The sequence below is a fragment of the Galbibacter sp. genome (genome assembly GCF_048266365.1).
GTDB lineage: Bacteria > Bacteroidota > Bacteroidia > Flavobacteriales > Flavobacteriaceae > Galbibacter.
Genome location: NZ_JBLWZP010000013.1, coordinates 16,694 through 38,621, shown reverse-complemented (window position 1 = coordinate 38,621; position 21,928 = coordinate 16,694). Strand labels below are relative to the sequence as shown.

The 21,928-nt window shown below is 38.9% G+C and carries 15 protein-coding genes, 1 tRNA gene and 1 pseudogene; 5 read left to right on the top strand and 12 right to left on the bottom strand.

Annotated elements, in window-relative coordinates:
- Positions 1 to 101: 101 nt before the first annotated feature.
- The 9 genes and pseudogenes from ACN0TV_RS14975 to ACN0TV_RS14935 form a co-directional block, all read right to left on the bottom strand.
- On the bottom strand, positions 102 to 2,636 hold the full coding sequence (locus tag ACN0TV_RS14975; RefSeq protein WP_417363828.1) for a cellulase N-terminal Ig-like domain-containing protein: 2,535 nt from the start codon (positions 2,634 to 2,636) through the stop codon (positions 102 to 104).
- A 47-nt stretch (positions 2,637 to 2,683) separates the two neighbouring features.
- On the bottom strand, positions 2,684 to 4,264 hold the full coding sequence (locus ACN0TV_RS14970) for a carboxylesterase/lipase family protein (RefSeq protein ID WP_417363826.1): 1,581 nt from the start codon (positions 4,262 to 4,264) through the stop codon (positions 2,684 to 2,686).
- Between the two features lie 765 nt (positions 4,265 to 5,029).
- Entirely contained in the window at positions 5,030 to 6,397 is a 1,368-nt protein-coding gene (locus ACN0TV_RS14965) for an NAD-dependent succinate-semialdehyde dehydrogenase (protein WP_417363824.1), read from the bottom strand.
- 9 nt (positions 6,398 to 6,406) lie between these two features.
- On the bottom strand, positions 6,407 to 8,065 hold the full coding sequence (locus tag ACN0TV_RS14960) for an acetolactate synthase large subunit (protein WP_417363822.1): 1,659 nt from the start codon (positions 8,063 to 8,065) through the stop codon (positions 6,407 to 6,409).
- Between the two features lie 186 nt (positions 8,066 to 8,251).
- Entirely contained in the window at positions 8,252 to 9,238 is a 987-nt protein-coding gene (locus tag ACN0TV_RS14955) for a BtrH N-terminal domain-containing protein (protein WP_417363820.1), read from the bottom strand.
- Positions 9,235 to 10,581: an MFS transporter gene (locus ACN0TV_RS14950; RefSeq protein ID WP_417363818.1), complete on the bottom strand. Its 1,347-nt coding sequence runs from the start codon at positions 10,579 to 10,581 to the stop codon at positions 9,235 to 9,237. The genes ACN0TV_RS14955 and ACN0TV_RS14950 overlap by 4 nt, the downstream gene beginning before the upstream one ends.
- A gap of 287 nt (positions 10,582 to 10,868) precedes the next feature.
- Positions 10,869 to 11,082, bottom strand: a pseudogene (locus ACN0TV_RS14945) (helix-turn-helix transcriptional regulator); the annotation flags it as partial.
- Between the two features lie 433 nt (positions 11,083 to 11,515).
- Positions 11,516 to 11,589 (bottom strand) — tRNA-Arg (locus tag ACN0TV_RS14940).
- Between the two features lie 290 nt (positions 11,590 to 11,879).
- Positions 11,880 to 12,257 carry a YidH family protein gene (locus tag ACN0TV_RS14935; RefSeq protein WP_417363816.1) on the bottom strand — a complete coding sequence of 126 codons (378 nt, stop codon included), beginning with the start codon at positions 12,255 to 12,257 and terminating at the stop codon, positions 11,880 to 11,882.
- 310 nt (positions 12,258 to 12,567) lie between these two features.
- Between ACN0TV_RS14935 and ACN0TV_RS14930 the strand changes: the two genes are divergently transcribed.
- From ACN0TV_RS14930 to chrA, 3 genes are read left to right on the top strand one after another with little or no spacing between them, the layout of a single operon-like run.
- Positions 12,568 to 13,209, top strand: coding sequence for a putative quinol monooxygenase (locus ACN0TV_RS14930; RefSeq protein ID WP_417363814.1), 642 nt, complete (start codon positions 12,568 to 12,570; stop codon positions 13,207 to 13,209).
- A gap of 36 nt (positions 13,210 to 13,245) precedes the next feature.
- Positions 13,246 to 13,701 carry a DoxX family protein gene (locus ACN0TV_RS14925; protein WP_417363812.1) on the top strand — a complete coding sequence of 152 codons (456 nt, stop codon included), beginning with the start codon at positions 13,246 to 13,248 and terminating at the stop codon, positions 13,699 to 13,701.
- Positions 13,702 to 13,721: 20 nt separating this feature from the next.
- Positions 13,722 to 14,837 carry a chromate efflux transporter gene (gene chrA / locus ACN0TV_RS14920; protein ID WP_417363810.1) on the top strand — a complete coding sequence of 372 codons (1,116 nt, stop codon included), beginning with the start codon at positions 13,722 to 13,724 and terminating at the stop codon, positions 14,835 to 14,837.
- 130 nt (positions 14,838 to 14,967) lie between these two features.
- Here chrA and ACN0TV_RS14915 read toward each other — a convergent pair whose 3' ends face one another.
- The 3 genes from ACN0TV_RS14915 to ACN0TV_RS14905 form a co-directional block, all read right to left on the bottom strand.
- Positions 14,968 to 15,459: a hypothetical protein gene (locus tag ACN0TV_RS14915; RefSeq protein WP_417363808.1), complete on the bottom strand. Its 492-nt coding sequence runs from the start codon at positions 15,457 to 15,459 to the stop codon at positions 14,968 to 14,970.
- Positions 15,460 to 15,876: 417 nt separating this feature from the next.
- Positions 15,877 to 16,620, bottom strand: coding sequence for a LytR/AlgR family response regulator transcription factor (locus ACN0TV_RS14910; RefSeq protein WP_417363806.1), 744 nt, complete (start codon positions 16,618 to 16,620; stop codon positions 15,877 to 15,879).
- 51 nt (positions 16,621 to 16,671) lie between these two features.
- Positions 16,672 to 19,797, bottom strand: a complete 3,126-nt coding sequence (locus ACN0TV_RS14905; RefSeq protein WP_417363804.1) for a histidine kinase — start codon at positions 19,795 to 19,797, stop codon at positions 16,672 to 16,674.
- 350 nt (positions 19,798 to 20,147) lie between these two features.
- Here ACN0TV_RS14905 and ACN0TV_RS14900 point away from each other — a divergent pair, with 350 nt between their 5' ends.
- Both ACN0TV_RS14900 and ACN0TV_RS14895 read left to right on the top strand, forming a co-directional pair.
- A complete protein-coding gene (locus ACN0TV_RS14900) occupies positions 20,148 to 20,522 on the top strand; it encodes a group I truncated hemoglobin (RefSeq protein ID WP_417363802.1) in 375 nt (124 codons plus the stop codon).
- An 11-nt stretch (positions 20,523 to 20,533) separates the two neighbouring features.
- Positions 20,534 to 21,919: an FAD-binding oxidoreductase gene (locus tag ACN0TV_RS14895; protein WP_417363800.1), complete on the top strand. Its 1,386-nt coding sequence runs from the start codon at positions 20,534 to 20,536 to the stop codon at positions 21,917 to 21,919.
- The last annotated feature ends 9 nt before the right edge of the window (positions 21,920 to 21,928 follow it).

Genomic DNA, 21,928 nt, shown 5'->3' with positions numbered 1-21,928 from the left:
TTCAATACGTTCAACAAAAAGTGAAACTTTTAGGTATAGAAACAGAAAACTACCCTTCCTCGATTAGTGAAAAGGGTAGTCTATGTCCATAATTGAATATGTTAATTTGAAAGGCTTTTTAAGGCAGATCCGAAAAATAAATAACTGGTGTTGCCAGCAATAGTGCCTTCGTTTTCCCCCCATAAAAATGGCCAATCATCATAGTTTTCAAAATGATCAGGTTTTCTGAACAATACTCCAGGAGCCACATTTCCGGGAATAAATGAAAAATCTGCGCGATTATTTCCGTAAAAAACCGCTTTAGGACGCGCAGCGCCAATTGCTGCTGCAAAGGAATAATTATGATAAGGATGATTTCCAAACAACCAACCAGCTGCCTTATAGGCATGATCCGAACCAACTATCTCCGGGAAGTATTTATTAGCCCAGATAACAGTTGTTCCAAAGTTCATGATCATTCCATTACCTGCCCAGTTACCAAGTCCAATTGGCACTCCATAAGGATTATCCTTTTCTAGATCCATAACATAGTCTTTGTATTTCAGCACATAGGGACGAAGTTTTTCTTTAAAGGCTTCATCCATATGAGGTATTCCTTGTAATGCTGAAAAAATAACAAAGCTGACATTTTTATCGAGTGCCGGCCATAGAAGCTCCAAGTACTTATCTGCGTATTGCTGCTCTCCAGTGGAGATGTACAATTGTAAATTAGAAGAAACATCTGCAGCTCCACCTCTCCATCCGAAACGACGAGAATCAGGCTGCTTTGCCAGCAATTCCGTAGCTTCTTTTAAAAGGCGTTTGGATTGAACTAATGCTCTTTCTGAAAGATCATCATTATAGCCTTTCAAAGCACGACTTACTGAGGCAAACATAGTTGCAGCCCACATATCGCGAGAAGGATCACGTGAGGTAAAGACCCACATATCGTCTTTAACTCCACTGGATTGTCCATCAGCGGCTACTTCATAAGGGCCGAGTTCTGAATTGTAAGGAAGGCCGTCGGTAATAGAGGCGGCATCTCCAAGGTGATGGTAATTATAAAGCACTGAATTAGAAAGCGTCTGAGCCATATGACCGAGAATTTCCGCCTGAGCTACCAGTTGTTCAGCACCATGTTCGATAAACTGCAGCATATCAGGAATCCCGTCTTGACGACGAAGCTCTACATAACGTTGCTTTTGGTCAACAAAAGTTTGATCTCTTTGTGGCTTAAAGCTTTCCCATATCCTTACAAAATTTTGTACTACACTAATGTTAGCACCGGTTTCAATATCAAAATCCCCAGCATCAAAATATCCTCCGACATTTAATCCAGGAACCAGTTCTCCACCTTTAAAATCTGTATCAGTGGTTGGTCCTTGCCAGTGCATATCAAAGTGATCCGTGTTTGGCGGAGCTTGGCGGTACCCTTCCTTAAAAGGCTCTCCGTGCCATACTCTGTATCCCTCTCTAACAAACATATGATTCATATGAATAGGAACCCAATTATCACTAGTAGCGTTTGTAATCTCATCATAAACGCTGGTGTCAATGATAAAGTTGTTGGTTTTTACATTCCCATATTGGATATAATAGATCCCTGGAGTTTTCACAGAAGAAAAGTCGAATTTTGCATAATTATATTTATAATAATCTCCCCAAAGTTTTACATCTCCGGTAAATACCTTAGAGGTGCTACCATCGGTGTTTATCTTAACGATTGAAGCCATGGCTTCTACCTCATCATTTTTGTCGAGTTCAATCACAGAAACTTTAGGTTGTGTTGGAAGATACCCTACCTGAGAAAAACCAACATTGGGTTCTCTTACCCAACCTTCAATAGCATTGGGTTCAATGGTCCAAGTCAACACCTTACCCGTTCTTCCGGTAGGGAGTATACTGCGTACCACATACCAACCGTTTTGTGCCAGTGCACGACCGTCAAATACCAATAAATCCGCATCTGAAGAAGTAATTTTCACAGTATGCTCTGCATCATCCGGTGCCAAAAGTAGCTCGTGACCAGCCTCTAGAGGTAGTGGCGTGATAAATCTGCCTGTCCCTCTATCATCAGTAGTAGAATACCCTTTAAATTGCTTTAATTTCTCACTATTAGGCAGGGTTGTATTGGAACCGGCTACGTAACGAGAAAAACGATTCAAACGTCCGTCCATCAGATACGTTTTACCCCAATACTTAGAAGGAAGAAACTCAAGGTTAAATCCAGCCTTTCCTTCAAGCTCTTTAGGAACAGGCTCATCTAAATAAACGGAAAGCTCAACGCCTTTTCCCTTTGCAGTAACTACAACTCGAGAGTCAAAGTTGTAATCTTCGAATCTCAAAACAGCTTCAATACTTTGTGATTTACGATCAACCTTTCGATCTAAAACCTCCGGAACCAAGTCCCACTGTTCAGGTGTACTGGAAAGTCTGACAGCACCTCCTTGGGTGGTTCTAACCCCGTGCATGATCATTTCTATCCCAGCGTTCTTTTCGTCGTTAAATCCTCCATTAAAAATATTACTGTACACCAGCACATTAAGTCCTTGCTTTTCAAAATACTCAAGGTCATTTATTTTTAGTTCTTGTCCAAAACTGCCAAAAGGTACTACCAGGAACAGCAGTACAAATGGCACAAAAATTAATCTCTTCATTATTATAAATTTCGATTACTAATTAGAATACAATTCTCACGATTCTATTAAAGACCCAATTCAGGTTTTATAAAACTCATTAATGCCCTGTCGTGATTATTTACAATCTTACTTTGATTGTCAAAATACATGGTGTTACCATTTTCTTCTGTATAGGTATCCCATTGGGGTAATTTGCCCGCTACGTTAGGATTAGCTGTTTTAGCAAAATTCAACCAGGCATCACTCATTTTGTCAGACAAATCCCAAGCTTCCTTTGTATCACCAGTCCAACCCGGTCTTAGATCAACAGTGTAAAAAGCTAGAGGAATATCTAAACCGTGGAAAGAGCCTTTAGATGCATTTTCCACTTGGCTTTTCCAAGCCAAAAAGTAAACATATAAAGGTGCTTCTGACTCCTCTGCTCTAGCATCCGCAGTACGAATGGTAAAAGGTCTAAACACTGTATCGATAGAAAGAAGATCCTGTGGGGTATAATCTGGGTAAGCTTGGGCAAATAATTCGATAAAATGATCCGTCTTGTCTCCATAGGCTTTCTCGAGACGCTCTTTTGCTTGTTCCATGGTTAGGTCCTTTTCTCCATATACCGTGGGCATCAACTCATTGAGCGTACTGCCGATCATCAAAGGAATATCCTTGGACATATCCGGAAATCCGGGACTGAAAGGCTGCTTGATCAAATCAACACCATCAACAGATGGTGCAAAACCAAACATTTGGGGAGATCCAGGCTTTCTCTCACCATTGATCTCAGCAACCGCTTCATGTCCGGCTTTTACCAAAGCCGCATAATCAATGGTATCTAGTTTCTCCGCATCCTGCGGCGAGAGTCCTAACTTATCCAAAACTGCCAAACCTAGCTTTTGAGATTTTTCTTGATCCATCACATTAATAAGGGTTCCACTTTGAATAATACTTTTGTGGAATAATCCTTTTGCAGCAGGCATACCCATAAGTGTACCCACTTTTCCTCCACCACCTGACTCACCTAAAATGGTGACATTATTAGGGTCTCCTCCAAAGGCTGCGATGTTTTTATTTACCCACTCTAGAGCTTTTACAATATCAAGCATACCAACATTTGCGGAGTGTGCATATTTTTCTCCACAAGCTGATAAATCAAGAAATCCTAGTATATTCAACCGATGATTCACAGATACGACAACCACGTCACCTTTTTTTGCTAAGGCTTCTCCGTAGGTCATAGGGTCGTTACTACTACCGACAAAGAAACCTCCTCCGTGTAACCAGAACATCACTGGACGCTTTTTAGCCTCTGAAATGCCTTGTGTCCATACATTGACACTAAAGAGTTTTTCTTCGTCCATATTGGACTCATCGATCCATTCTACTACCTGTCTGGCAACAGGACCAAATTCGTTACACTCCCGTACTCCATCCCATGATTCAGGATTTTGTGGAGGCATAAATCGTTCTGCTTGAGCATAAGGAATTCCTTTAAATGAGTAGACACCCTGGTCTAGTGTGCCTGAAACCATACCCGAATTAGTTTCAACAGTTGGAATTTGTGACTCGGCAGTCTTTTCCTTTGCTTTTTCCTTACATCCTGCAGCACAGTACAAGGACACCGCTAAAGTGCTTAAAATTAGTTTTTTTAAAATTTTCATACGTTGTTTTTATGGTTAGTAAAGGAAAATCATAGTGCTTTTATCTCAATTCAAAAGTTAAGCACCATTTCATTCTGACCGTATATCATTTAACAATTGAAAATGATATACCTTATCCCGAGGGGAACTCCCCTGGAATAGCAGTCATGGCGGATCTCTTCCAATTTGCTTAATTGTTTCCATTTCACATCCATCTTCTTAGTCTGAAATAACCGTTAAAGATTTGCGCGGAATTCTAAAGTACAACAGGCCTGAAAAAAGGACTATACGCATATGATGAAAAAAGCCCAAAGACCTCATCAGAACAGTATGCGGTAAGATGGAAAGTGATTGAAGTGGATTTATCCAGTTTATTAAAAATGGATGGTAAACAAGAATTCTGAATCATTCTTGCTCGACAAACTTATCCAAATGCATCACAGATCTCCATGCCAAACTTTTAGAATTCAAACCCCACAGTCCTTTGACTATGTAGAATGCAATTCACTTTACTGAATTAGAAATCAGGCAGGCTCTAAAACTACTTACGTAGTTTGTAAACACCGCCAGAATTCTAAATCAAAACGATATGGATGCTAGTTTGGATTGATTTAACAAATGTAAAGTACACACTTTAATTTGAGAAAAACTAATCATAGCCTCAGAATTTCTTCAGATAAAAGAAATAGACACTAAAATTATTGAATAATAGTCAAAACATTTTCTAATTCATTATAGTAATTGCGTTTTAGAAGTGTTGTTTTGAGGCGTATTGGCAAAAGTATACTACTCAATCCAGATGGACTTAATATTTACAAATTCATGGATCCCATAACTGGAGAGTTCTCTTCCATAACCGCTGTTTTTAATACCACCAAAGGGAAGTCTGGGATCTGAAACCACGAGTTTGTTGACAAAGCTACTACCGGCTTCGAGCTGAAGTGCAATTTTTTCACCATGCTCAATATTGGTGGTGAGAACACCTGATCCGAGACCAAATTGTGATGAATTCGCCAATACAACAGCATGTTCTTCATCCATGGCGCGTATTACGGAAGCTACTGGCCCGAAGAGTTCATTATCAAATGCCTCCATACCTGGTTTTACATCGGCCAATATAGTTGCCGGATAATAAGCTCCTTTTCCTTCAGGAATATTGCCCCCTATTACCAGACGTGCTCCTTGAGAAATACTTTTTTCCACCTGTTCATGCAGTTCTTCCCTCAAATCAACTCTAGCCAAAGGACCATAATACGTTGTCTCATCCATAGGGTCTCCCATTTTGGCAGCTTCCATCTTTTTACTAAAGAGCTCTAGAAACCTATCATAAATACCATCAAGCACGATGAAACGTTTTGCAGCGATACAGGTCTGCCCGTTGTTCTGCAATCTACCAAGTGTAGCCAGGCTAGTTGCCTCCTCTAGATCTGCATCCTCCAATACCAAATAGGCATCACTACCACCGAGTTCCATTACCGTTTTCTTTAGGTTTGCACCTGCAATAGAAGCCACGGAACGTCCAGCAGCATCACTACCAGTAAGCGTTACTGCAACCACATCTGGGTTTTCAATAATTCCTTTTACATCACCGGCACTTATATTAAGATTGGTAAAAACACCCTCAGGGAATCCTGCTTTACGAAAGGCTTCTTCCAAAGCGAAAGCACAACCCTGTACATTGGAGGCGTGTTTTAATATCCCTGTATTACCCGCCATAACAGCAGGCGCAGCAAAACGTATTACTTGATAAAAAGGGAAATTCCATGGCATTACAGCCAAGACTATGCCCATAGGTAAAAAGTTAACATAGCTATTTTGAGCCTCTGTTTCAACGGGTTTGTCACTCAAGAATTCCTCAGCATGTTCAGCGTAAAAACGACTGATCCATGCACATTTTTCGATTTCTTTCCTAGATTGCCCGATAGTTTTCCCCATTTCGCGAGTGGCCAATTGAGCATACATTTCTTTGTTGTTCTCAAATTCATCCCCTAAGGCATTCATCAGTTTCGACCGCTGTTCAAAACTAGTGTTCTTCCACTCTTGATAAGCTGTATTGGCCTGTTTTACTTTTTCTGAAGCCTCTACTGCTGTAATCCGAGAGTATTCATCTATTTTTTCCCCGGTTGAAGGGTTAATAATTGTTACGCTTGCCATAATTTCAGTTTATTTTTTGATGTTTTTTGAATATTCTTTAATCAGCACATTAAGTATTTCATGGTTTAAGGAGTAATCTATTGCGAGATCAATAAGGTGAATGCCTTTGGATGTCAATGCCAACTCCAAGTTCTCTTTAAACTCTTGTACAGAGGATGGGCGGTATCCTCTGGCTCCAAAGCTTTCAGCATATTTCACGAAGTCGGGATTAGTATAGTTTAATCCAAATCTTAAAAATCCATCGTCCTTCTGTTTCCATTCAATCATTCCGTATGCATCGTCGTTCAGGATAAGGATAACAAGATCTAAATTCAGTCGTGTAGCCGTTTCAATTTCCTGGGAATTCATCATAAATCCACCATCACCATTTATAGAAATCACTTTTTTATCTGGGTTCAGTTCCTTTACCATCATAGCCGATGGAAGACCAGCGCCCATAGTAGCAAGAGCATTATCAAGTATAAGACTGTTTTGCACATAGGCCGGGTAATTTCTAGAAAACCAAATTTTATACATTCCATTATCCAAGGTAATTATCCCATCATCAGGCAGGATATCCCTCACTATTTTAACAATACGCTGTGGCAGTACCGGAAAACGATTGTCGTTTTCATATTTGGACAGATGTTTAGATACATTTTCCTTAATCCTTTTAAAAAATCCAGAATCCCAACTCTTGGCCAATGGCTTAAGGGCAGCAGTTAGTTGTCTAACACTATAGGCTATATCCCCAATCACATTGAGTTGTGGGAAATAAACCTGGTCAATTTCTGCTGGAAAAAAATTGAGGTGGATCACTTTGCGACGATCTCCCGGGTGCATGAAAAACGGTGGTTTTTCAATAGTATCATGTCCAACATTTAATATCAAATCAGACCCATCTATAGCTTCATGAAGAAAATCATCATCAGATAATGCTGCTGTCCCCAGATATAAGGGATGACGCTCATCTATAATCCCCTTCCCCATCTGGGTGTTAAAAAAAGGAATCCCCGTAGCATCTACAAAAGCAGTCAAAGCAATACTGGCTCTTTTTCTATTTGCCCCTGCACCAATTAACAAAAGAGGTCTTTGAGCATTTTTAAATAAATCCACAGCCTGACCAATAGTTACATCTCCTGCATAGGGAATTTTATAATCGACAACATCAAACAAGCTCGGGCTCTCTACTTCCTCGCGTGCAATATCCTCAGGGAATTCAATGTGAACAGCGCCGGGTCTTTCCTGCTGGGATAAACGAAAGGCTTCCCTGATCATTGCAGGAATATTAGCACTATGTGTGATCTGTTTGGTGAATTTCGTCAAAGGTTGCATCATCTCGACAATATCCAAGATCTGAAATTTCCCTTGTTTGCTTTTCTTAATAGGTTTTTGACCGGTAATTAGCACCAAGGGCATAGCTCCCAATTGCGCATATGCGGCCGGTGTCACTAAATTGGTAGCTCCCGGTCCCAAGGTAGAGAGACAAACACCCGACTTACCCGTAAGTCGCCCATAAGTAGCTGCCATAAATCCGGCACCCTGCTCGTGGCGGGTGAGAATAAATTTAATTTTCTTGGATTTGCGGACAGATTCTAAAAAATCTATATTCTCTTCGCCCGGAAGACCGAAAATGTATTCCACACCTTCGTTTTCCAAGGCTTTTATAAATAAATCTGATGCTTTCATATAATTTTTTTTGAATGTAATTCCCACCAATTAAGGAGCTAATATATTTCGAGATTAAAAAGTAAATGCGAAGTTTAAGTATTGTATAATATAGTTCGTCATTTTTTTAAAGAACATTATCGGTTAAAAAGTTAACTTTCCATACCGGATTATTTCGTGATAAGGTCATTCTGACCCTATTAAATATTAACCTAAAGAATTATTCAATTCCACCATGATATTTCTTTCACGCTCAGCTATTTCAATCAATAACTCTGAAGCTTGGTCGATATATTTAATTTCATGTGTATTCCCAACTTCATAAAATAGTTCAGAAACTCTTTTCCATAATTCAGCAACTATTGCGTATTGAGTATGAGCTTCTTTGATGTGCTTACACTCTAATAACTCCGCGCTTTCCAATAGAAAATCGCGATAGAGGTTTCTAAATAATGATCCACCTGTACCCGCTTTTTCCATAAGCATTGCTATGGTTTGAAAATCTCTTGAAATAGTGTTGGTCGATTTGTACCATTTTTTAATTTCTGAGGCCGTCTTTAAAATCCCTTTTAACCCTATGTTTTTTATTGGAGGGTTCAAAAAAGAAATAGCATTGTTCCGTATTGTTTGTCGTAATACTTTTTGAAGGTTAACACTTTGATTGCTTCCAGTTATGGTAAAGCTTCTGTTTTTTGAAGACATCGGCCCTCTTTCATCCCTGGCAAGTGCCAAACTATTAAGGGTTGTTCTGGCTCTTCCACCTTGCTGGTCAGTGTCGATCAAATATGCAAACTCATGGTCATAACCATAGATCGCCACGTAATGGCCTGCAAAGTGAATCTTATTTGTAAAATAATCCAAATGGTAGCAATCTAATTTTAGTCCTACTGTTTTCCCCCTATCAATTTCGGCTTTGACATTTGTCCATGCTTTCTGCCTTGAAGAGGTCTCTTTTACTACTAAGTTAAGGTTCAAGTTTCTGCACAAGTTCTTGGTAAGCAAATCGGCTTTGACACGTCCACCGATAAATGGAAAATCCATGGATTTCATATACCAAAAAATATACCCTAAACCTTCTCCCAACCCGAAAAGCATGGGTTCGGATAATTCAATACCGATTTGTTTCAAGAGATTTCCCGCAGCGGTGGTCTCACAGTGTTGACCTGTAAAAGGCTCAAAATCCTCGATTTTCATTTGGTTTTATCAATATAAAGATCGTGAATATATTCAGATTTAGGCATCCTTTTTAATATGCTTTTTAAGGCAAAAGAAATAATAGCGCTTAGAATACTGAGGACAACAAAAACGATAAATCCACGAGCATAACCTATTTGACCGTAAGCGTCTACAAAAAACCCTAAAAGAGGTATAATAATAAGAGTGCCGGCACCTCCAACCCCACCTATCCAACCGGAGGCACCACCAACAGCATCAGGCACGTATTTTGGTACTAAACCAAATACTGCAGCATTAGCTACACCCATTCCGGTACCTGTGATAATCATTCCAATAAATGAAGGATAAAAGGATGATGATAAGGTCAATACTAATGCTCCTATTGCCATGATACTGAAACTTATTCCAGCCATTATTTCCCCACCATATTTATCGGTGAGTTTTCCACCCGGCACTCTAATTAAAGAACCGTAAATGGTAAATATCGCAGCTAAAAGACCCGCATTCAATATATTCATACCGTGAAACAGTGTCCAATAGGTCGGAAACCATGCCGTAAGTGCAGTAAAACCACCTCCAAAAGAAATGGTATAAAGAAATACCAATATCCAAGTACGATAATTTGAAGCCGATTTTTTAAGTGATTCCCAAGTGCTTCCAGATGGAAACATATTCTGGCCTAAGTCCCTTCCGATACGTTTTGCATTCTCATCGCTTTCACCCTTCTTTTTGAGTTGAAAATAGTAGGAGTCCATTGCAAAGTAAGCATATACTATGGTAGCGAATATTAAAAAGAGTAGCCAGCTTAAATATGCCGCAGCTAAACCTATTACTCCAATTAAAACGGGTATCACATAATTTAAAACGCCTGGTCCTATATTGCCAAGGCCTGCGTAGATGCCTAATGCATACCCTTGTTTATGTTTTGCGAACCAATAAGATGTCTTTGGCGCTCCAACGGTAAAGGTGGCCCCTCCTGCCCCGCCTAAAACACCAAAAAAAAGTAATATTGGAAATAAACTGGAGTCAAACTCGTCGGGATAATATAAGTAAAGTAGGGTGGTTATTCCTGCAAGGCCTAAGATGCTGCACCCTAAAAGGATTAAAAACGGTTTTTTTCCACCGACCTCATCTACCCATGCACCAAACGGAATTCTCAAAAGGGCTTTACTAAGATGAGGAGAGGATAATAGCACCCCAAGTGCTGCGCCGGAAAGTCCCAAGGATTCTTTGAATTCAGGACCTGCAACTCCGTAGAGTACAATGGTAGTCAGACCCGCAAAAAGTCCTAGCGTTGAAGTCCATAATCCCAATATTGGTGTTCCAATTAATCCATGTTTCTTTTTAAGTTGTTTATGCATTTAATCTATTTAGAACTTTAAAGATAAAAATTAAATTAGAGCAAGAAAATTATCAAGAGGCTAAAGCTTAACACATACTGTGATACATATACGCAAGTGGAAACAAGTTGTTTAAGATGATATTTATAAATCTATCGGTACTGTTTAGATTGAATAGTGGAACTTATTTGATAGGAACACTGTAAAGAATCTCTTCTGTGGTTATTTAGACAACAACCACCATCAACCCTAAATTATTGATAAACGATGAGCTAAATCGAAAATACTATTTCACCTCGATTTCGATCCTAATTGAAGCTTGCCCTAAATTCCATTGGTGACAGGTTGGTCTTTTTTTCAAAATAACTTACTAAAGGATTGTGAATGTTCAAACCCTAATTCAAACGCAATTTCACCAACGGACAATTCTGATGCTGATAGTATTTCCTTGGCTCTTTCAATGAGTCACTGATGAATATGTTACTGTGCACTCTGACCTGTATGTGTGCGAAGCATAGCGCTTTGATTGCTTTAAAGAAGCTGTTAAATGGATATCGAATCGGAGTAAAATACCAATTGTCCAGCTAATACATTCCAGAATTATTCTCGCCTTTTGTCTATGGATTGCCGAAAGAAACATCCTAGGCCATAGCCACCTATTGGTTGGACTAAAAGATTCAAAATAATTGTATCAACCAAATAGATTTTCAAAAAAGTATAAGCTTCTATTACAGCGCACAGAAAAAATGTGCTTGTGGAATTAAAAATCCACCCGAAGAAAAAACCGACACTTGAAATCAACACAACGAAATAAAAAGCGGCAAAATATTAGGTAGGATGAAATTCGAATCCCATCCCGTCTTTAGTATGGGAGTTAAATGAACCCCTTAAAATTATAAAACCTTGCAATATGTATGATTTGCAAGGTTTTAATACTTCTTGATAAGCTCTTAAGTGATCGCGCCAGGATTCGAACCTGGGACCGTCTGCTTAGAAGGCAGATGCTCTATCCAACTGAGCTACGCGACCATTATCCTATGTTTTTAAACAACTAAAATTAGTCATTTGCTTTACTCTAAAAGCGGTGCAAAGATAATATCCTTTTTTTATAAAACAACTAAATGATATTTTTTTATTTGCCCTTTTTTCACGCCAAAGGAAGTCCATATTCTGAAATCACTGACTAAAAGACACATACGCCAATATAAACATAAATTCCACATACAATTCTCGTCCGAGTTTGAACCACAAATAAGCTAAACCATCCTAAAACCAACCAGAATTACGATCAAGATGTATTGGTTAGTCTTTCTAAATTATCATATACTTCGATACAACAACCAAATCAAAAAGATACTAATAAGCACCATACCAACGGTGAGAAAAGTAGTAAGTGGATTGGAACTCGAATAGTTTCCTGTTTGAAGCTGCCTTTTAATTCTTTTGTAATTGATTAGAGCTAATATTGCAGTTAATACACCTATGATAACCAAAAGCACTCCTATTATTCCAGAATCATTCATTTCAGATATAGTTATCCGTCCTTCGATAAGCAGCGTAATGTGTTTGATAAACATTGAAAACTTAACTACGATAAATCCAAACCCCATAATGCCTATACTAGTTCTCATCCATGCTAAAAAAGTTCTTTCATTAGCGAGATGATCATTGGGTTTTCCATTTTCAATACTATTCATTTCGTTTAGGTTTTATTTTTGCCCCTTAAGAACGAGAGAATTCTTCGCTGCTGTACAACCAAATATAAGTCTTAACGCTGCATCTATTCGTCCATAAATTAGCTATTCTTCACAATTTTATACAGAATAGTAAAGTTGCCTAAAAAATATCAGAAGGCCAATATTATTTAATGAAATTGCTATGTAAGCACCTAAATGGTGTAACTATAATTTGTAGCTTTACTACTATGATTTGCACTAGTAATTAGAAGAAATTTGAAATAAAACATCTTGAGCTGACAAGCTTATCATCACCTTCAAAAAATTCAAAATGAAAACAATCCATTATATTATTGTCACTGTAATAATTTTAACGAATCCTTATGCAAAAGCACAAACACTCGATGGTCAACAACAAAGTATAGCCATCATTTCCGCACTTGCCTCCATAGGTGATTTAAGCAGTCTAGAAGCTGCTTTAGCCCATGGAATGGACAACGGATTAAGCCCTGAACAGGTGCAAGGAATATTTAGTACAGTATCCAAATATACAGACGCCGGATCACAAGCCGGTGCTCAGGAAATTCTAAAATCCCTTTTGAACAATGGGTATTCTTCCTCCTCCTCTCCAAATAAAGTAAACACTTCAGAGATGATATTTAGAATCTCTGAGATTGAAGTGTATCCAAAGTATTTAGAGCAGTACAAAGGAATTTTTAATTATGAGGCAGAAGCCTCTGTAAAATTAGAATCAGGTGTCATTGCCATCTTACCTATGCATCAGAACACCCACCCTAATCAATTTAGAATTTTAGAGATCTATTTGAATCATGATGCTTATAAAGAACATCTTCAAACACCTCATTTCAAATATTATAAAGAATCAACCTTAAAGATGGTGAAGTCCCTTGAATTAGTGGATATGGATGTGCTTAGTCAAGAAAGTATTCCGCTGATATTCAAGAAATATTAATAGTGTTCCTTTGACTAACATTAATTAATAGAAATTATGTTCCAGAAAATTATTCATTCGAACTCCTCTAAAACCACCATTATCATTCGTTTAATTGTCGGTACAGTTTTCCTTTCCGAAGGCATTCAAAAGTTCTTATATCCGGCCGTTCGAGGTGCAGGAAGATTTGAAAAAATAGAGCTTCCTTCTCCAGAGTTTCTAGGCACGTTTGTCGGATCTTTCGAAGTTGTTTGCGGTGTATTAATTTTGCTCGGTTTACTGACTAGATTAGCGAGCATTCCAACACTTATCATAATGTTAGTCGCCATCGCAACAACAAAATCAGAAATCTTGGCCAATGATGGATTTTGGGCGGTGATGCACGCAAGTAGAACAGATTGGGCAATGCTTTTGGGAAGTTTGTTTTTGATTATACAAGGTGGTGGAAATTGGTCCGTCGATAACTACATCCAACAGCTGAAGAGCAAAACAATTCCCCAAACACCACTATAGCCCTTCTTTCAACAAACACTATGGGAACAAAAAGTAATTTAAAAGAAGTAGCAAAATTATTTTTCAAATTAGGAAGTATTGCCTTCGGTGGTCCTGCGGCTCATATTGCAATGATGGAGGATGAAGTTGTAAAAAAGAGAGAATGGATGACCCAACAACATTTCTTAGACCTCGTTGGCGCAACTAATCTTATCCCCGGTCCTAACTCTACAGAAATGACTATGCATTGTGGCCACGAAAGAGCAGGTTGGAAAGGGTTGATCGTTGCAGGAATTTGTTTTGTATTTCCGGCAGTTGCAATCACCATGGTTTTTGCTTGGTTGTATCAACAATACGGACAATTACCAAACGTTGAACCATTCATTTACGGAATAAAACCAGCGGTAATTGCCATTATCCTTGGTGCTGTTTACAGACTTGGAAGAAAAGCGTTAAAGAATGCCCAATTGGGAATCCTGGGCGTATTGACTCTAAGTGCCTGCCTTCTTGGTGTTCATGAAATTTTAGCCTTATTCTCCTGTGGCCTTATCGGCATAGTGTGGTACCTCATTCAAAACTCAAAAAATAACTTAAACAGTTTCTCCCCTATGCCTCTACTCCAGGTAGCAGTATCTGCAAGTACCTTAAAAATCCTATGGATCTTCTTAAAAGTAGGTGCTATATTATACGGGAGTGGATATGTATTATTTGCCTTTCTCGATGCAGAACTCGTAAGCACAGGATTATTGTCCAGGCAAGAATTGATTGATGCCGTTGCAGTTGGTCAATTTACACCAGGTCCTGTTTTATCAACCGCTACTTTTATCGGTTGGCAGCTTGGTGGCTTTTGGGGTGCGATTGCTGCCACAATTGGAATCTTTCTTCCATCTTTCATTTTCGTTACTATATTAAACCCATTTGTCCCTAAAATGCGGAAATCCAAGGTTTTTACAGCATTTTTAGATGCTGTTAACATTGCTGCTGTGGCCGTAATAGTTGCAGTTTGCGTGGATATGGGAAAAGATACACTGACTGATTGGAAAACAGTGATAATTGCACTAATGAGTATCATCTGTGTATTTGTATTTAAAAAAGTTAACAGTGCATTCATTGTGATAGGAGGAGCAATAATAGGATACCTCTTGACATTTATATAGTGAAGTGGCATCGAAGGACACTTCTCAAGTTTATAGGTGAATATTACTCGAATATTTCAGCTGTAAATCACGCTAAAACCTAAGCAAAGGATCTATAGATTCTAACTGACACCCAAAGTAATCTTTCTAATTAATTATAAATCTCTAAATCTCCTACAAATTGCAGCGAACGAAATTCGCTTAATTCCAACGTTTGGTTTTCATAAAGACCATTAATAGGTTTAAAAATGGTGATATCGCATGGAAGTCTCATTGGTTCAGCAGTAAAACCTATAGTAAAGGTTTCATCAATATCAGCCAAAATAATAGTGTATTGAAATGTTGTTTTTCTGGGAATAAATAGCCTTAGCGAGTTATTTAATTCTCCTTTATCAGGATCAGAGGCAGCAAATTCGTTTACTGGTACAATTTGGAAGTTTGCTCCTGAAAAATCGCCTTCAACGCTAATATTCTTTGTGTCTATGGTTCCATTATCTATAAGGTTTGCCCCTGTGCCATCAACAACTCTTATATACAATGTAGGAAATACAGGGTCAAAACGTGAGCAATCAATTTTTTCATCGTCATTTGAACAACCCACAATAATTGTAAGTGCAATTGTTAAGAACAATAATTTTTTCATGTCATTAGGAAATTAAACCAAACACATCTAATCATTTAAAGGTTCTACAATATAATAATAATAATCTAGCTCAGCCCACTCTACCATGCATGACTTTCAAATATACCTCCTACTTCCTCTTTTCCCTTTTTGGCACATTAAAGGATAATTCCTCGGCTTGAATCAACATTGCGTCTTACATCGAGCCCATAGCTCTTCCATAGAAATAAGCAAATCCAACCATACAGCCATATTAATTTAATTGAACTCGCGTTACTTGGTATAAACATTCTGCACATTTCCTGTACTGAGGGCTATAAAAAGAATATTATATATGGATGGTGATAATGTTGATTTGTAGGCTTCCGCAATTACCATTAACATTAGCCACAAGGCGAGATCGTTGGTAACACGTTTCTTAGGTAGGCTTTAAGGTACTCACTTCATTTGGCGTTTAAAAAAAAGCTCATGTCTGCGACGTGACAGCGGTATAAGCGTCCCATCTTTCATTTCCAGTTGACCGCCATCTCTACGAAGGAAGCGCACCACGTCTGGCAAACTGACCAGATGGCTCTGATGGCATCTAAAAAAATAAAAATCAGACAGCAAGTCTTCAAAAACTCTGAGGGTTTTGCTCGATAACACTTTAAGGCCTGAACGCATATATAGGGTTGTATAAGAAGAACTTGCTTCTAAATGCACAATGTCTGAGACCTTGATAAACTCCACTGAACTCTCAGTACTTACGGTGATAGTTGGGTCTTCATGGTTGAATTTCAATAATCGGTCTATGATAGGTTTTAATTCACTTTGTGACAGGGACTTGGAATTAATGATTGCTTTTGATACAGCAGCCTGAAGTTCTTCAAGGTTGATGGGTTTCAGCAGGTAATCAATAGCACTAAAGCGAAATGCCCGAATGGCATATTCATCATACGCTGTTGTGAAGACCACTTGAAATGTCCTTTCATTCAACCGCTCCAATAATTGAAAACCAGTACCGTCTCGCATTCTAATATCCAGAAAGATAAGTTCAGGCCTTAATTTCTTTACGATGGTTATACCAGATTCTACCCCGTCAGCTTTGCCAATCAATTGAACGTCCTCGCAATATTTATTGATTAAATTTGCAAGTGATTTCCGACTGCCTTTTTCGTCATCGATAATGAGTGCGGTGATCATATTTTTTATTAATGGTGAACAATCTTAAAGTTACAAAAAAGGACTAGTCCTTCAATTGGGTTTCATAGGTATTTTAATATCAACGCGTGTTCCTGAGGGATATCCGCCAGGATCTTCGAGATCAGTAATGCGAATACTATCTCCCGATTTATTATCCTGATAGATGCTCAATCTGGCTACTACAAGTCCAACACCCTTGGATTCTTGTTTTATGGTTAACGCCCGTTTTTTAACCTGAGATGCTGAACGCCCAATCCCATTATCTTCAATAGTACAGAGAAGCTCGTTTTCAATATCTTTCATCCGGATAGTTAGATGCCCTCCAGAACCTGTTTTTTCTGCCAATCCATGATGAATGGCATTTTCTACAAAAGGCTGAATCATGAAAGGCGGTATCAGTAGCCGTTCCTCTTGTAGGATAGGATCGACCTCTATGGTATAGGAAAATTTATGGCTCAAGCGCAACTGTTCCAATTCTATATAATTTTCAAGTACGAGCAATTCATCAGACAATGGAATGTAGTCTTTAAAAGTTGTGTTGAGGATCGTCCGAAGGAGTTTTCCGAATTTATTGAGATAGAGCATGGCCTTTTTTTCGTCTCCGTCAGAAATCAGATACTGAATTGAATTCATGGCATTAAACACAAAATGTGGGTTCATTTGGGCATGCAAGGCTTGTTGTTCCAATTGTAACAACTTTTTGTGGATTTGATTTTTCTCGTTTATATGGGCTATTCGTTTTCGATATAAAATATATAAAATTAAACCTAATAGTAGGACTAGACTTGCTTGAACCCACTGGCGTTGGAAAAAAGGGGTAGCAATAATAATATGCAGTGATTTGATTGGGCTTTGCACTCCTGCTCCGTTTGTCGCTTGGAGGAGAAATCGATACTCACCACCAGGAAGATGGGTGTATGTGGTGTTTCGCGAGGTCCAATCTGTTTCCTGCCATTCGCTATCAACACCTTCAAGCATATAGCGGTATTGGATACTTTTTGCATTATCATATCCGATATTTGAAAACTTAAAGCTTAGGGTATTTTCTTTAGCAGATAGACGTATACTTTGTGTATTGAAGAGTCCGAAATCCAATTTGGCAGGGATACCATTGATTGCCAATGCGGTTAGATAAGCGGTAGGGGCGATACTATCACGTACCAGATCTGATACCCGGAACAACGAATATTCTTTGCGCCCTCCTAGAATAAATTGATTATTAGTGATTGGCTCGAAAGCTTCATAACCGTGTCTCCCTGGATCAATCAATCCATCTTCCCCGTCATAGTGTATCACTTTGCCGGTATTTTGGTTTAAATGTGTCACTTTTTTCCCTGTGAGCATCCAAATATTGCCTAAATCTATATGGCCGATATCGTTTACACCACCATCATATATTTTTTCCATTCTACTTGCCAAAGGATTCATTAAAGGGACTCTCCACAATCCGTGGTCGCCGGCTATCCACATTTCTTCTTCTGTAGCATACAACGAATGGATATCTGGACGCCGGCCTTGTGGTAGTTGAAACCCTGATGTTAGATTTATGAATTTATTATCATCAGGATGTCCGTACCATAGGTTCTCATTGGTAGCAATCCAGAGGTAACCTTTTGAATCCATCATCATATACCGTCCCTGATCCCGTAATAATGAAGGGTGCTCAAGATGGAGCGAATCATGTGACCGCAGTGTTTGTTCATGAAGATCGACAATAAGAATCCCTGAGTTTAGTGTTTGCACCCAAAACCGACTGGGATTCACTTGTATAAATGCGATGAAGTCATAATATGTTTTTTCAGATATAAGCTGCGTCCGAACCAATGATCCAGATCCTATTTTGTGAGAATAAATGTCCGCTTGATCGAGTAACCATAGGGTATCTACGGACAGGTGTAGATCCAGCGGTCTAAAGGATTGATTTTCTGTCCATGATTTGGAACGTATGACTCTCCATTTCTGATTTTCCATATCGAAGATAAATAAGCCATCACTATCGTACACCCCAAAATAAAGTTTGTCTTCATAGCATATTATTTTTTTCAGAATATACCATAACGGATTCTGCATCAAGGGGCAATAGAGCGTATTGACCGTGGAGGAATTGGCATCTATCATGTTCAATCCGTGCGAATATCCACCCCATCTTCGACCCTGATTGTCAATATAGTGTGGCCCTGTGTCTAGTTTCTGAACTGAGTTTACGCCTTTTTGATGCCATATAACTCGGTCTTCCGATCCATCGTAGAGCATGGTGCCCAATGTAGAAGAAAACCACAATCGCCCTTGTACATCCGGGACAATAGCAAAGATATGGTCCACAGGAATTCTTGATGTATCTGGAGTTCTATCTTCTACAAAGCGTTGTAGATATGTTTCGGTTTTCTTATCAAATATAACCACGCCCGAATGCCAGGTGCCAAGATATATGCGATGATCAACCGGAACCACTGTTGTTATGGTGTTAATTGAAGAAACTAGAGGAGGTTGTTGGCTTTCAAACAGGTATTGTTTTTGCTTGTGGGAGGCAAGTTGGTATCTGATCAAGCCAGAGTTGGTACCAATCCACAGTAGGTCCGGGTTTTCTATGTCTCGAACAATTTCGGATATAACGATGGTCTGCGCCAATTCACTTTGAATAGGGTGAAATGTAAAGCTTCTTGAAGAAGGGATGTACCGTGTAAACCCTTCCCTGTGACCAATTAACAGACTACTGTCGGTATCAAAGAATGTACATTGGATGTCAATATCCAATTGGCCAATATCCCGTTCCGTGATGTGGGTAGAGGTCTCGTTTTCATAATCGTAGAGATAGACACCCTTGACATGTACAAAAGCCAGTGTGTGTGTTTTTTTATTCAGTTCAATAGCTCTAAAACGGCCTGCAAACACTTCTACCAATTCAGTACCATCATAGCGGTAGAGACCATTACTGGCAGCTATCCAGATAAATCCACGCGGGTCTTCCTTGATAGACTTTATGGTCTGATTCTTCAAGATGGACGTCCCTTCAGGTACTGTCAAACGACTCATATTCGGACTTGGTTGTCCAATTATCACGGCAGATATCATAAATGTCAAGACACAAGCCAACATATAGTCACACCGAAATCTGCTTTTATTTTTCGATGGAGTTTCGATACTAGCGATTGCGGGTACTAATGGTTTTTTGTTCATGTTAATATCGCTATAATTTATGGTATCGGTGTATTTGCCTTATCTCCTGTCCATAAATCCCATGTCGAATCACAGATATGAAAATTGGACCATAGCGCTTTATATTATAAATATAACCAATTTTCAGTTTGTTATAGCAGACAAACAGCGTTCGGTGAGGTTGGTAAAGTAAGCGGTAAAGAGCAATCAAGATTTAATATTTTGAAACCATTAAAGGGCTATAAGTGAATATTTTACCAAAGACATACTCCATTGTGCCAAATTCTTTATAGACGCTACCGAATGTTAGTTGATGGTTTATTGGAAGCTGTAGTTTTCATAAATTACATAAACTTTAAAAATCCAATATTATGTCAATAACACTTTTTGATCGGTTAGGCGGTAGAAATGGTATTTCAAACATTGTGGATGACACGATTAAAAACCACATGAACAATCCAAAGATTAACGCACGATTCCTTCCTTTTAAAGACAAGCCCAAAGAGTTAGCCGTTATTAAACAACACACAATAGATTTCTTTAGTGCTGGTAGCGGAGGCCCAGCAACATATAAAGGAAAAGATATGGTAACTACACATACGGGTATGAATATTAATCCATCAGAATATATGCATGTGATAGATGACATTTTTGAAGCTTTGGATAAAAACAATATTGATGAAGACACAAAAAAAGATGTCCTTGCAATTCTATGGTCCTTAAAAGGGATGATAATTTCGAAATAAATCTAACGAACATGAAAACTTTAATTAAAAACTTAGACTCTTCAATCATTGAAACCTTTTCTTCACAATTAAGGGGAGAACTTATCAAACCTACAGATACAAGCTATAATGAAACCCGAAAGGTGTACAATGGTATGATTGATAAACATCCGGGGCTATTTGCAATGTGCGTGGATGTTGCCGATGTAATAGCTGCAGTAAATTTCGCCAGAGAAAATAACTTGTTGCTTGCTGTAAGAGGAGGAGGCCACAACGGCGGCGGCTTGGGTATTTGTGATGATGGATTGGTCATAGACCTATCAGGAATCAAATTTGTACGGGTCAATACACTTGACAATACGGTACGAGTTGGCGGAGGCAATCTTTGGGGTGAGGTGGATCATGTAACACATGCTTTTGGGCTTGCAGTTCCTGCCGGAATTATTTCTACTACTGGCGTTGGAGGTTTAACACTTGGTGGTGGAGTTGGCCATCTATCACGAAAATACGGACTTACAATAGACAACTTATTAGAGGCCGATATGGTGTTGGCAAATGGTTCTTTTGTAACGGTAAACGCCGATCAAAATAAGGATTTGTTTTGGGCTATTCGTGGTGGAGGTGGAAACTTTGGAATTGTAACCTCTTTTAAATTTCAGGCACATGAGGTAAAAACTGTTATTGGTGGTCCTACTTTATGGCCCATTGAAAAAACAGAAGAAATAATGGAATGGTATCACAATTTTATAAATAATGCACCGGATGAATTAAATGGTTTTATTGCAACTATGATTATTCCGGGAGCACCATTTCCAGAATTTTTACATGGAAATCAATATTGTGGAATTGTATGGTGTTATACCGGTAGCCAGGAAGAATTTGATAGACTCATAAAACCTGCTATGGATTTAGCTCCTGTTTTTCAACATGTTGGAGAGATGCCTTATCCTTCTATTCAATCCATGTTTGATGGCTTGTTTCCCCCGGGAATGCAATGGTATTGGCGAGCCGATTTTTTTAATGAACTAGGGCCTGAGGTGAGTGCTCGGCATTTAAAATTTGGATCCAACATACCAACTCCGCTTTCGACAATGCATCTTTACCCCATCAGCGGGGCGGCCGGCAGGATTGCAAAAGACGCAACCCCCTGGGCCTATAGACATGCAAAGTATGCAGGGGTAATCGTGGGGGTTGACCCCGATCCCACCAATGCTGAAAAAATTACGAAATGGTGTAAAGATTACTGGGGAGCTTTGCATCAATATTCTGCCGGAGGTGCGTATGTGAATATGATGATGGATGAAGGAGAAGATCGCGTGAAAGCCAGTTACAAACACAATTATGACCGACTAGTGAAGATCAAGAAGTCATACGATTCCAAAAACTTATTTAGGGTAAACCAAAATATTCAACCATAATTTTAAAAT